The 13,201-nt window shown below is 65.0% G+C and carries 9 protein-coding genes; 5 read left to right on the top strand and 4 right to left on the bottom strand.

Annotated features, from left to right (window positions below):
• Positions 1-129 precede the first annotated feature (129 nt).
• Complete coding sequence (locus C2L65_RS06285; RefSeq protein WP_042307229.1) at positions 130-1,368, top strand: cell division protein ZipA C-terminal FtsZ-binding domain-containing protein; 1,239 nt, start codon at positions 130-132, stop codon at positions 1,366-1,368.
• Between the two features lie 137 nt (positions 1,369-1,505).
• Here the strand turns inward: C2L65_RS06285 and C2L65_RS06290 are convergent, their stop codons facing one another.
• Entirely contained in the window at positions 1,506-2,345 is an 840-nt protein-coding gene (locus tag C2L65_RS06290; protein WP_042307230.1) for an alpha/beta fold hydrolase, read from the bottom strand.
• A gap of 252 nt (positions 2,346-2,597) precedes the next feature.
• Here C2L65_RS06290 and ligA point away from each other — a divergent pair, with 252 nt between their 5' ends.
• Positions 2,598-4,649, top strand: coding sequence for an NAD-dependent DNA ligase LigA (gene ligA / locus C2L65_RS06295; RefSeq protein WP_042307231.1), 2,052 nt, complete (start codon positions 2,598-2,600; stop codon positions 4,647-4,649).
• Positions 4,646-5,179: a peptide deformylase gene (gene def, locus C2L65_RS06300; RefSeq protein WP_007580570.1), complete on the top strand. Its 534-nt coding sequence runs from the start codon at positions 4,646-4,648 to the stop codon at positions 5,177-5,179. The genes ligA and def overlap by 4 nt, the downstream gene beginning before the upstream one ends.
• Before the next feature lie 82 nt (positions 5,180-5,261).
• Here the strand turns inward: def and C2L65_RS46510 are convergent, their stop codons facing one another.
• The 3 genes from C2L65_RS46510 to map are packed head-to-tail and all read right to left on the bottom strand — an operon-like array spanning position 5,262 to position 10,908.
• Positions 5,262-7,484, bottom strand: a complete 2,223-nt coding sequence (locus C2L65_RS46510; protein ID WP_233446478.1) for a pseudouridine synthase — start codon at positions 7,482-7,484, stop codon at positions 5,262-5,264.
• A gap of 6 nt (positions 7,485-7,490) precedes the next feature.
• Positions 7,491-10,070, bottom strand: coding sequence for a [protein-PII] uridylyltransferase (locus tag C2L65_RS06315; protein ID WP_042307233.1), 2,580 nt, complete (start codon positions 10,068-10,070; stop codon positions 7,491-7,493).
• Between the two features lie 25 nt (positions 10,071-10,095).
• On the bottom strand, positions 10,096-10,908 hold the full coding sequence (gene map, locus C2L65_RS06320) for a type I methionyl aminopeptidase (RefSeq protein WP_042307234.1): 813 nt from the start codon (positions 10,906-10,908) through the stop codon (positions 10,096-10,098).
• 446 nt (positions 10,909-11,354) lie between these two features.
• Here map and rpsB point away from each other — a divergent pair, with 446 nt between their 5' ends.
• Together rpsB and tsf are read left to right on the top strand one after the other, a co-directional pair.
• The gene (gene rpsB, locus C2L65_RS06325) at positions 11,355-12,107 is read left to right on the top strand and encodes a 30S ribosomal protein S2 (RefSeq protein ID WP_042307235.1); all 753 of its coding nucleotides are present in this window, start codon (positions 11,355-11,357) and stop codon (positions 12,105-12,107) included.
• Between the two features lie 189 nt (positions 12,108-12,296).
• Positions 12,297-13,178, top strand: a complete 882-nt coding sequence (gene tsf / locus C2L65_RS06330; protein ID WP_042307269.1) for a translation elongation factor Ts — start codon at positions 12,297-12,299, stop codon at positions 13,176-13,178.
• Positions 13,179-13,201: the final 23 nt, after the last annotated feature.

Consider the following 13,201-nt stretch of genomic DNA (forward strand, 5'->3'; position numbering starts at 1 on the left):
TGAAACAGAAATGAATTCGCTGCGCGCCTGCGCCCGCAGCGGCGGTACGTGCCACCTTCGGTGCCACGTGTCAGCCGCGCGAACCCGGCGCTGCGCGCAACGACGAAAAGAATTGCAGATGGAGTGTGCATGGACGAGTTGACACTCGGATTGATTGGCGCGGGCGCCGTGGTGGTCGGGGGAGTAGTGGTCTACAACGCGTGGCAGGGCGCGAAGGTGCGCCGCAAGATGCCGCGGCCGATGCCCGCCGATGCGGCGGACCCGCTCGTCCGGGACGACCAGATGGAGCAAAGCCCGTTCATCGAGCCGGCGCGCCCGACGACGCGCCGTGAATCCAATGCGGGCGAGCAGGCGGAAGCCGCACGCGTCGAGCCGACTTTCGGCGGTGCCGCGCCGCTCGATACCCCTGCGGATATCCAGGCTGAGAACACGTCGCCGAACGGTTTCCCCGAAGATGAAGAGGCCGCGCAGCCGGGTGCCGGGGTGCAAGCCGACGACGAGCGCAACGAGCCGATTCTGCCCGCTGCCACGACGATTTCGTCGGCGCCGCCGGCCATCGTCGATCGGCGTATCGACTGCATCGTGCCGATCAGGCTTTCGTCGCCCGTGACGGGCGACAAGGTGCTGCCGCTCGCGCAGCGTCTGCGCCGCGCGGGCAGCAAGCCGGTGCATATCGAAGGCAAGCCGGAAGGCGGCGGCGCATGGGAGTTGCTGCAAAACGGCGTGCGCTACGAAGACCTGCGCGCGGCTGCGCAGCTTGCGAACCGCAGCGGCCCGCTCAACGAGCTGGAGTTCTCTGAGTTCGTTACGGGTGTCCAGCAATTCGCCGACGCGCTCGATGCATCGCCCGAGTTTCCGGACATGATGGAAACGGTGTCGATGGCGCGTGAACTCGACGGCTTTGCCGCGCAATGCGACGCGCAACTGTCGATCAACGTGCTGTCCGATGGCGCGCCATGGTCGGCCAACTACGTGCAGGCCGTCGCGTCGCAGGACGGACTGCTGCTGTCGCGCGACGGCACGCGCTTCGTCAAGCTTGACGCCAAGCAAAGCCCGGTGTTCATGCTGCAGTTCGGCGACACCAACTTCCTGCGCGACGATCTCACGTACAAGGGCGGCCAGATGATCACGCTGGTGCTCGACGTGCCCGTTGCCGACGAAGACATCCTGCCATTCCGCCTGATGTGCGACTACGCGAAGTCGCTGGCCGAGCGTATCGGTGGGCGCGTGGTCGACGATGGCCGTCGGCCGTTGCCCGAAAGCGCGCTGCTCGCCATCGAGCAGCAGTTGATGACGCTTTATGCGAAGCTCGAGCAGGCGGGGATTCCCGCTGGCTCGCCGGCGACGCGGCGACTGTTCAGTCAGTAAGCGCACGACACTTGTTACGCGACGAAGCGTCGTCGCAACTATACAAACCGCCTGACGCGCGCTGCCGCTTCAGGCGGTTTTCATTTTGACTTGCCGATTCGCGTAGTTGCCTTGCGCAGCCCACTCTGCGAGCGGCTTCATCCCACGTCGTCCTGCCACGGTTGGCCGCTGATCCACGCCTTGATCGCGGCGACCACCGCCTCGTCCCTTCCATAGAACCCGTGATGCGACAACGCCTCGCAGGGTTTGCCGCGCACGTCGCCGCCATGCACGGTGATCAGCGCGTACTGGCCGCTCTCCGCGATGCGTCTTAGCGCTTCGTACGAGCAGAGGAAGCAGCCGTCATCGGCGTGCTGCACGAATAGCTGGCGCGGACGAATCGCGCCGTAATCGAAGCCGATCAACGGCGTGGCCTGGCCGCGCGCGGGACTGCTGAGCGTGGAGGTATGCACGACGGCGTCCCACACGTCGGGCAACGCGCGGCCCACATACGCCGTCGAGATCGTGCCGCGGCTGGTGCCGACCAGCACGAGCTTCGCTTGCGGGAAGCGGTTGCGCAGACTGGCTGCGACCTGGGCGAGATCCTGCGCGGAGCGCGGCGATGCGCGGAACGCGTCGGAGTAGCCTCCGGGTTGATCGGACGGGGCATCGATGATTGCCGTTGCAAATTGCGCGTCCACGAATAGCTGGCGTGCGCGAATCAGGAAGCTGTTCTTCTCGCGCATGCGGATCGTGCCGTCGGGCTGTTGCGACAGATCGAGATCGCCCGCGCTGCCTGGGAACATCACGAGCACCCAATGCGGCGCGCTGCCGTCCTGCTGCGTGAGCAGATAGGACATCGACGGGCCCTCCGCGAGCGGCACGGTGACCACCTGCTCGCTTGCCATTGCGCCTCGCGCGCTGAAAAGGGCGAGCGCTCCCAGAAGCATGAGCAGGCAACGGACGAAACGGACGAAGCGGACGACGATGGCGGACATGGCGATAAGTTCTCCCAGTCGATGCGTGCCGATGTGGACGGGAAGCACGCGATGGACGGCAGGCGACAAGGTCGCATTGCGAGCCGCGCGCTGTCAACGGTTTGCGCGCGAACTGGCCGATCGGCCAGGACTTGTAGGAATACGTTCGGCCTGGGTTTGCGCGCGCACGAAACTGGCCATCCGGCCGATGCGACAGGAAGCGCTTCCTGAGATAATCTGACATCCCGTTACCATCCGCGAAACGCCGACAGCATGGCCCGAACCAACGTCCCTGATCCAGCAACCAGCGCACCCGCCGAGCGGGCGTTGTGGCTGCGCGCCGAACTCGAGCGCGCGAACCACGCGTACTATGTGCTCGACCAGCCGGACTTGCCCGACGCGGAATACGACAAGCTGTTCAAGGAACTGCAGCAGGTCGAAAGCGAGCATCCCGATCTGATCACACCGGATTCGCCCACGCAGCGGGTCGGCGGCGAAGTGGCGAACGGCTTTCAGCCCGTCGTACACGACCTGCCGATGCTGTCGCTGAACAACGGCTTTTCGGATGAAGACATCGCGGCTTTCGACAAGCGCGTGTCGGACGCGCTGCACGAGGCGAGTGTCGACTACGCGTGCGAACTGAAGTTCGACGGTCTGGCCATCTCGCTACGCTACGTGGACGGCCAGTTCACGCAGGCGTCCACGCGCGGCGACGGCGCGACGGGCGAGGACGTCACGGAGAACGTGCGCACCATCCGCTCGATACCTTTGAAGCTCAAGGGCAAGCGCGTGCCGAAGCTGCTCGACGTGCGCGGCGAAGTGCTGATGTTCAAGCGCGATTTCGACAAGCTGAACCAGCGTCAGCGTGACGCGGAACAGCGCGAGTTCGCGAACCCGCGCAATGCGGCGGCGGGCAGTTTGCGGCAACTCGATTCGAAGATCACCGCGCAGCGTCCGCTGTCGTTCTTTGCGTATGGGATCGGCGTGCTCGACGGCATCGAGATGCCGGCCACGCATAGCGAACTGCTCGACTGGTATCACGAGATGGGCTTGCCCGTGAACAGCGAGCGCGCGGTCGTACAGGGCGCCGAAGGGTTGCTCGGCTTCTTCCAGAAGGTGGGCGAGAAGCGTGACAAGCTGCCGTACGACATCGACGGCGTCGTCTACAAGGTGAACCGCCGCGACCAGCAGGACACGCTGGGTTTCGTGTCGCGCGCACCGCGCTTCGCGCTCGCGCACAAGTTCCCTGCGCAAGAGGCGTTGACGAAGCTCGTCGCCATCGACGTGCAGGTCGGACGCACGGGCGCGATCACGCCTGTCGCGCGGCTCGAACCGGTGTTCGTCGGCGGCGCGACGGTGACGAACGCGACGCTGCACAACGAGGACGAAGTACGTCGCAAGGACATCCGTATCGGCGACACCGTGATCGTGCGGCGTGCAGGCGACGTGATTCCGGAGGTAGTCGGCGCACTGCTCGACCGGCGTCCGGCCGACGCGCACGAGTTCGTGATGCCGACGCAATGCCCCGTGTGCGGTTCCGCGATCGAACGTCTGCCGGACGAAGCAATCGCGCGCTGCTCGGGCGGCCTGTTTTGTCCTGCGCAGCGCAAGCAGGCGCTGTGGCACTTTGCGCAGCGCCGCGCGCTCGATATCGACGGCCTGGGCGAAAAGATCATCGATCAACTCGTTGAACTGAATCTGGTGCGCACGCCCGCCGATCTATTCAACCTGGGCTTTGCGACACTCGCCGAACTCGACCGCTTCGCGGAAAAGTCCGCGCAGAACCTCATCGACTCGCTCGAAAAGGCCAAGCACACCACGCTCGCGCGCTTCATCTACGCGCTCGGCATCCGGCATGTTGGCGAATCGACGGCGAAAGATCTGGCGAAGCACTTCGGCTCGCTCACGCCGATCATGGATGCATCGGTCGAAGAACTGCTCGAAGTGAACGATGTCGGCCCCATCGTCGCCGAGGCGATTCATCAGTTCTTTGCCGAGGAGCACAACCGCACGGTCATCGAGCAGTTGCGCGCGCCCGGCAAGGTGACCTGGCCGGAAGGACCGCCCGCGCCGAAGGCGCCGCAGGGCGTGCTGGCGGGCAAGACGGTCGTGCTGACGGGCACGCTGCCCACGATGGGACGCGACGAGGCGAAGGAGTTGCTGGAAGCGGCCGGCGCGAAGGTGGCCGGCTCGGTGTCGAAGAAGACCGACTACGTGGTGGCGGGTGCCGAAGCGGGCAGCAAGCTCGCAAAGGCCGAGGAACTCGGCATCCCCGTGCTTGACGAAGATGGTATGCGTAAGCTCCTGGAGGGGCAGACAACATGATTCACGAGATCCTCAAGATGGGCGATCCGCGCCTGCTGCGCATCGCCAAGCCAGTCGATCATTTCGACACGCCCGAACTGCACGAACTCGTCCGGGACATGTTCGAGACGATGCATGACGCCAATGGCGCCGGGCTCGCCGCGCCGCAGATCGGCGTCGATCTTCAGGTCGTCATCTTCGGTTTCGGCCATAACGAGCGTTATCCCGACGCGCCTTCCGTGCCGGAAACGGTGCTGATCAATCCGACCATCACGCCCGTATCGCTAGATACGGAAGAGGGCTGGGAAGGCTGCCTGTCGGTGCCGGGCTTGCGCGGCGCCGTCAGCCGCCTGTCGATGATTCGCTATCACGGCTTCGATCAGTTCGGCAAACCGATCGATCGCGTCGCCGAGGGCTTCCATGCGCGCGTCGTCCAGCACGAGTGCGATCACCTGATCGGCAAGCTGTATCCGATGCGTATCACAGACTTTTCCAAGTTCGGCTTTACCGAAGTGCTGTTTCCCGACCTCGATCCGAAATCGGACGATTGAGTTTCAGACGAATGAAAAGGAAAAAGCCCGCGTGAGCGGGCTTTTTTCATCTCGAGAGGCGTCAATGGACTGACGCCCGATCTCAGAACGACTCGTCCGGACCGAGATAGCGCCACTGCCCTGGCGGCAATGCGCCGAGCATGACCCGACCCATCCGCACGCGCTTGAGGCCCACGACCTCCAGCCCGACCAGTTCGCACATCCGGCGAATCTGACGCTTCTTGCCTTCGCGCAGCACGAAGCGCAGTTGTTCGCCGTTCTGCCAGTCGACCACTGCGGGCTTGAGCGGCACGCCGTCGAGTTCGAGGCCGTGGCGCAATTGCTCGAGACTTTCGAGCGGGAAGTGTTGCTCGACGTCCGTTTCGACGTCGCCGTACGCGACGCGCACCAGGTATTCCTTGTCGATTTCCGAATGGCCGCCGATCAACTGCTTCGCGACGCGGCCGTCCTGCGTCAACACCAGCAAGCCCGTCGAGTCGATGTCGAGGCGGCCCGCCGGCGCAAGCTGGCGCAGATGCGCGACCGAGAAGCGCGTGTCCGTCTGGTCGCCGTCCCAGTGGTTCTCGGGTTTGACGAGCGTCACGGCCGGCTCGTAACCGTCTTCCGCCTGACCCGATACCAGGCCAACCGGCTTGTGGATGAGGATCGTGACCAGCTTCATCTGCATGGCTTGCGCGGCGGGATCGATCTGGATATCGGCGTCGGGGCGCACCTTCGTGCCGAGCGTATCGATGACAGTGCCGTCGACGGTTACCCAGCCTTTCTCGATCCATTCGTCCGCTTCGCGGCGCGAGCACAGGCCGAGTTCGGACATCAGCTTCGACAGGCGCAGGTTGCCGGGGGCGTCGTTGAATTCGCCCTCGTCGCGATGGCGCGGGGCGGGCTCCGGGCGAGCCTTGCGCGCCGGTTTCGGGGCCGCGCGGTCGAATTGGGCCGGGCGGTCGAAGCTGTCGTCGAGCGAGCGTGGGTCGCGTTTTGCCTTCGGTACGCGCGGTGCTGCGCTGGCTGACGCATCGCCGTCCGTGCGGTTTGCGTACGCGCTCTTCACTGGCTTCGCGTAGGTGCGTTCGCCGCGGGCTTGCGCGTCGTCGCTGCGAGTACGGCGCGGCGCACCTTCGCTGCTTGGGCGTCGTTCGGCGGATGCATCGCGCTCGCCGGAGAAGCGCGGGCGGGGCGATTCGCTGCGGTCGCGCGGTGCGCTACGGCGCTCGTCGCCCTCCCGCGGTGCGCGGGGAGCGCGGCGTGCGTCGTCGTCACGGCCAAAGCGCGGTGCGCTACGGCGTTCGTCGCCCTCGCGCGGGGCGCGGGGAGCCCGGCGCGCATCGTCGTCACGGCCGACACGCGGCGCACTACGGCGTTCGTCGCCGTCACGCGGAGCGCGGGGGGCGCGGCGTGCGTCGTCGTCGCGGGCGAAACGCGGTGCGCTGCGGCGTTCATCGCCGTCACGCGGGGCGCGGGGTGCTCGACGCGCGTCGTCGTCACGGCCGACGCGCGGCGCACTACGGCGTTCGTCGCCCTCACGCGGGGCGCGGGGCGCACGGCGTGCATCGTCGTCACGGGAGAAGCGCGGCGCACTACGGCGTTCGTCGCCGTCACGCGGGGCGCGGGGCGCACGGCGTGCGTCGTCGTCGCGAGAGAGACGCGGTGCGCTGCGGCGTTCGTCACCCTCACGCGGTGCGCGGGGTGGGCGGCCTGCGTCGCCGTCACGGGAGAAGCGCGGTGCGCTGCGCCGTTCGTCGCCGTCACGGGAGAAGCGCGGTGCGCTGCGCCGTTCGTCGCCATCGCGGGAAAAGCGCGGTGCGCGTTCGCCTGCGCCTGCCGAAGCGGCGCCACGCGAAGGACGATCCGACGGCGCGCGTCGTTCGGTCCGGTCGCCCGCGTCACGACGGAAACCACCGCTTCCTGCCGAGCCTTCCTTACGCGCCGGACGGTCACCCGTCGAACGGCGTTCGAACGTGCCGGAATCGCTACGTTCGCGCGAACCCGCGCCCGCTGCGCGCGCGGGCCGGTCGCCGGAGCGCGGCGATGCGCCGTCACGCGCACCCGCCGACGGTCCGCGTCGTTCGCCCGGGCCGCCCGCAGGCTTGCCGGCAGCGCGCCTCGGTGTTTCGCCGCTCGCTGCCGCGCCTCGGCGCGCAGCACCTGCGCCGGCGGAGCCGGCGCCGCCGCGCGGCCCCGTCGAAGCAGCGCCTTTGGCTGGGGCGGCGGGCCGCGTCGTCTTGCGTGCAGTCGTGCTGCCCGGACGCACAGGGGTGCGCTCGGACGAACTCGGCCGCGGATGCTTGGCTGTCAGTTTGACTCGCATGAAATCTCACACTGCGATCGCGCGCAGCAGCTCCGTTTCGACCTGGATTTGTCGACGGTTGTCAGAGAGGCCGTGTCCATCAAGTAGGAACACGTCCTCGACGCGTTCGCCGAGTGTATTGATCCGCGCCGCATGGACGCCGACCCGGTGCTCGGCCAGCACGCGCGCGATCGAATAAAGAAGGCCCGGCCGGTCGTTGGCCGACACGGACAGGATGTAATACTGGCCACGTTCGTCGGCCCGCAGGTCGACGCGCGGCGTCACGGGGAACGTGCGCGACAGGCGCGACAGCCGGCCCTTCGACGGCTCCGGCAACAACGTGCCTTCCGCCCTCAGGCGCCCTGCCAGTTCCTGTTCGACGAGGTTGGCGATGTCGCGATAGTGGACGTCACGCTCGGTATGTGCAACGAGAAAGTTGTCGAGCGCATAGCCGTGTCGGGTGGTGCTCACGCGCGCATCGAGCACGGACAGCGAATTGCGGTCGAAATACGCGCAGATGCCCGCAAACAGATCGGGGCGGTCCTTCACGTAGACGAGCACCTGTAGCGCCTCGCCGATGGGCGAGGGCCGCGCGCGCACGATCGGCGTCTCCGTCTCCACGTGACGGTGCAGCACGCGCGTCTGCCACGCGATGTCGGCGGCATCGTGACGCAGGAAGTAGCCGACGTCGAGCTTGTCCCACAGCGCGCGGTGCGCGTTCTCGGGCACCGTTTCGAGGCGCAGCAGGGCGAGTGCTTCTTCCTGGCGCTGCTTGAGTTCCGAATGCGCGTCCGGGCGGGCGCCGCCGAGCACGGCGAGCGTCGCGCGGTACAGGTCTTCGAGCAGCTTGCCTTTCCACGTGTTCCAGACTTTCGGGCTGGTGCCGCGAATGTCGGCCACCGTCAGCAGATACAGCGCCGTCAGGCGACGTTCGGTGCCGACCAGGTTGGCGAACCGTTTGATCACTTCCGGGTCGCTCGTGTCCTGCTTCTGGGCGACCTGGCTCATCGTCAGGTGATGCTGGACGAGCCAGACGATCAGCGCCGTATCGTCGGTGGAAATGTCGTGCTCGCGGCAGAAGCGGCGCGCGTCGGCCATGCCGAGGGTGGAGTGATCGCCGCCGCGGCCTTTCGCGATGTCGTGGAACAGCGCGGCCACGTACAGCACGTACGGCCGCTCGAAGTTCACGATCAGCTGGCTGCAGAACGGGTATTCGTGTGCGTGCTCGGCGACCGCGAAGCGTCGCATGTTCCGAAGCACCATCAGAATGTGCTGATCGACGGTATAGACGTGATACAGATCATGCTGCATCTGTCCGACGATGCGGCGGAAGTTCAGCAGATAGCGCCCCAGCACGCTGGTCTGGTTCATCAGACGCATCGCATGCGTGATGCCCTGCGGCTGCTTGAGGATTTCCATGAAGAGGCGCCGGTTTTCCGGATCGCGCCGCCAGCGGTGGTCCATCTTGTCGCGCGCGTTGTACAGCGCGCGCAGCGTGCGCGCCGACAGCCCTTTGACGCCCGGTGTCTCTTCATACAGCAGGAAGGCTTCCAGGATCGCGTTCGGCTCGCGTTCGAAAACGTCGTCACTGGCGATTTCCAGCATGCCTTGTTTCTCGACGAAACGATCGGACAGAACGCGAGTAATACCGCTCGTGCTAGGAAAAAGCTGCGCTTCGATGTTCTGGATCAGAATGGTCGACAGCTGCGTGACGGCTTTGGCGGCCCAGTAGTAGCGGCGCATCAGCTGTTCGCTGGCGCGGCGCGTGGACGTGGCCTTGAAGCCGAAGCTCTCGGCGAGCGGATTCTGCAGGTCGAACACCAGAATGTCCTGGCGACGCCCCGCCAGCACGTGCAGACGCGCGCGCAGCGCTTTCAGGAAGCCTTCGTTGCGGCGCAGTTCGCGCGCTTCACGGTCGGTGATCAGGCCGCGCGCGTCCAGCTCGCGCCAACTACTGCCGAAGCCGGCTGCTTGGGTAATCCACAGAATCAGCTGAAGGTCGCGCAGTCCGCCTGGACTTTCTTTGACGTTCGGTTCGAGCGAGTAAGGCGTGTCCTGGAATTTCGCGTGACGCTGGCGCATTTCCAGGACTTTTGCCTGGAAGAACGCGCGCGGGTCGAGTGCGTCGCGGTAGCGCAGTGAAAAGCTCTCAAACAGCGCCGTGCTGCCGACGATACGCCGCGCTTCGAGCAGCGAAGTCTGCACGGTCACGTCGTTCGCCGATTCCTCGATGCATTGCGAGACCGTGCGCACGCTGCTGCCGAGTTCCAGCCCCAGATCCCACGCGAGCCCGATGAAGCGCTCGATGCGCGCTTCGAGATGCGCCACCGGCTCGTCGGGCAGTAGCACCAGAATGTCGATGTCGGAGTGGGGCGCGAGTTCGCCGCGCCCGTACCCGCCGACGGCCAGCAGCGCCAGCGATGCGGGCAGTTCGCATGCGGTCCACGCGCCGCGCAGCGCGTCGTCGGTGATGCGCGCGAGCGCGTGCATCAGCGTGTCGACATTGGTCGCGGTCTTGAAGCGATCGAGCAGCGGGGTCTTGGCCACCTTGTAGTCCGCCTTGAGAGACGTGGCATCGGAAAGGGCGACAGCGTGAACGCTACTCATAGGCGGCGGGTGGCGGGGAAGGTGATCAGGCTGTGGCAGCGGCCGCGATTTGCGGGCGGGCGGGCGTGCCGGCGGAAACGGTCAGCACTTCGTAGCCCGTCGGCGTGACGAGAATGGTGTGCTCCCATTGCGCGGACAGGCTGCGGTCCTTGGTCTTGACCGTCCACTGGTCGGGCATCGTACGGATGTCACGGCGGCCGGCGTTGATCATCGGCTCGATCGTGAAGATCATGCCCGTCTGCAGCTCAATGCCCGTGCCCGGGCGGCCGTAGTGCAGCACCTGCGGCTCGTCGTGGAAAACCTGGCCGATGCCGTGCCCGCAATACTCACGCACGACGCTGTAGCCGAGGCCTTCCGCGTGCTTCTGGATTGCATAACCGATGTCGCCGAGATGCGCGCCCGGGCGCACCTGCTCGATCCCAAGCCACATGCATTCGTACGTGGTCTGGACGAGGCGCTTCGCCATGATCGAGCCTTCGCCGACGATGAACATGCGGCTCGTGTCGCCGTAATAGCCGTTTTTGATGACGGTGACGTCGATATTGAGCGCGTCGCCGTTCTTCAGCGCCTTGTCGCCGGGAATGCCGTGACAGATCACGTCGTTCACCGATGTGCAGACGGCCTTCGGAAACGGCGGATAGCCCGGCGGCTGGTAGTTCAGCGGCGCGGGAATCGTGCCCTGCACGTTCGTCATGTATTCGTGGCACAGGCGGTCGAGTTCGCCCGTCGTGATGCCGGGTTTGACGAACGGCGTGATGTAGTCGAGCACCTCGCTCCCGAGGCGTCCGGCGATGCGCATCTGCGCGATATCGTCTTCGTTTTTGAGCGTAATAGCCATGAGTCGGGCCTGAAATGCGGGTTATCGTGTAATTATCGCACCTTATTCACGTGATCGCTGGAATTTGCGGGGCGCGAGGGTTGGCCGCGGCGCTTGTGGCGGGCGTTCCGCGCGGCGTTGCCGGGCGGCCAGATGGTGCGCGAGCAGGGCAATTGCCGCCGCTGCCGTGCAACCGGTGGCCCACACGGTAGCTACCGCGCAGGTTGAGTCCTGCAATGCTCGCGTGCTATACTCTTTGGCTAAGTCAATCGCCAGTTTGAATATTCCATATTCAACTCGGCGGCAGGCTTCTTCGTGAGCGGCGTCATGCATGTATATGGCGCGGTTCGCGGAATTCGCAAGCCGGCGCACCCAGGGTGTTCGCGGCGTCAGGTCTTCCCGAAGCGGCGAAGACGGCGCGGCGGATACGGCAGCCGGCTTAAGACCCAACCCTAGCGGAGATTTTCATGGCAGTTACCATGCGTCAAATGCTGGAAGCCGGTGTCCACTTCGGTCACCAGACGCGCTTCTGGAACCCCAAGATGGCCCCCTTCATCTTCGGCCATCGCAACAAGATTCACATCATCAACCTCGAAAAGACGCTGCCGATGTACAACGACGCGCTGAAGTACGTGCGTCAACTGGCAGCGAACCGCGGCACGATCCTGTTTGTCGGCACGAAGCGTCAATCGCGCGACACGATCGCTGAAGCAGCGCAACGCGCAGGCATGCCGTTCGTCAACGCACGCTGGCTCGGCGGTATGCTGACCAACTTCAAGACGCTGAAAGTTTCGATCAAGCGCCTGAAGGACATGGAAGCAGCAGTCGAGGCAGGCGAGCTCGAGAAGATGAGCAAGAAGGAAGCGCTGCTGTTCGAACGCGAAATCGCCAAGCTGCAAAAGTCGATCGGCGGCGTGAAGGACATGGGCGGCATTCCTGACGCAATTTTCGTCGTCGACGTCGGCTATCACAAGATTGCCGTGACGGAAGCGAACAAGCTGGGCGTGCCCGTCATCGCCGTGGTCGATACGAACCACTCGCCGGAAGGCGTGGATTACGTGATCCCGGGCAACGACGACGCAAGCAAGGCTGTCGCACTGTACACGCAAGGCGTGGCTGACGCGATCATCGAAGGCCGTGCGAACGCGGTCAACGAAGTCGTGCAGGCTGCCCGCGGTGGCGACGGCGACGAGTTCGTCGAGGTCAACGGGGAAGCGTAAAGCACCCTGTGTCCGGCAAAAAAGGGGGCTCTCTATAGGCCCCCTTTTTTTAAGTCGCGACGATCTGAATGAGCGTGCCGCAACGGGCACGCGGCAGCGCCTGAAAAAAGTGCGCTGCGCAGGAAACGAAATCCTGTCGCCGGCATCGAATGCGGGCGGCGTGTGACAGACAGACTCAAGGAGCGAATGATGGCGGCAATTACCGCAAGCATGGTGGCAGAACTGCGCGCGAAGACCGATGCGCCGATGATGGAATGCAAGAAGGCGCTGACGGAAGCCGACGGCGACATGGCGCGTGCGGAAGAACTGCTGCGCGTCAAGCTCGGCAACAAGGCGAGCAAGGCAGCGTCGCGCGTCACGGCTGAAGGCGTGATCGCTTCGTTCATCGAAGGCGGCGTTGGCGCGATCGTCGAACTGAACTGCGAAACCGACTTCGTTTCGAAGAACGACGACTTCATCGGCTTCACGAAGCAGGTCGCCGAACTCATCGTCAAGCAAAACCCCGCTGACGTCGCCGCGCTGTCGGCGCTGCCGCTGGAAGGCTCGACGGTCGACGCAGTGCGCTCGGCGCTGGTCGGCAAGATCGGTGAAAACCTGTCGATCCGCCGTTTCGCACGCTTCGAAACGTCGAACAAGCTGGCTGCGTACCTGCACGGCACGCGTATCGGTGTGCTGGTCGAGTACACGGGCGCAGACGAGCAGGTCGGCAAGGACGTCGCGATGCACATCGCGGCAATGAAGCCGGTCTCGCTGTCGTCGGACGAAGTTCCCGCTGACCTCATCGCGAAGGAACGCAGCATCGCCGAACAGAAGGCTGCTGAATCCGGCAAGCCGGCTGAGATCGTCGCGAAGATGGTCGACGGCTCGGTGCAGAAGTACCTGAAGGAAGTGTCGCTGCTGAACCAGCCGTTCGTGAAGAACGACAAGCAGACGATCGAGCAGATGCTGAAGGCAGCGAACTCGAGCGTGCAGAAGTTCGCGCTGTTCGTGGTCGGCGAGGGCATCGAGAAGCGTCAGGACGACTTCGCGGCCGAAGTCGCTGCGCAAGTCGCTGCTGCAAAGCAGCAATAAGCGTTATTTAAGTTTCACGCAGT

Origin of the sequence: Paraburkholderia terrae, from assembly GCF_002902925.1 — a bacterium.
GTDB classification, from domain to species: domain Bacteria; phylum Pseudomonadota; class Gammaproteobacteria; order Burkholderiales; family Burkholderiaceae; genus Paraburkholderia; species Paraburkholderia terrae.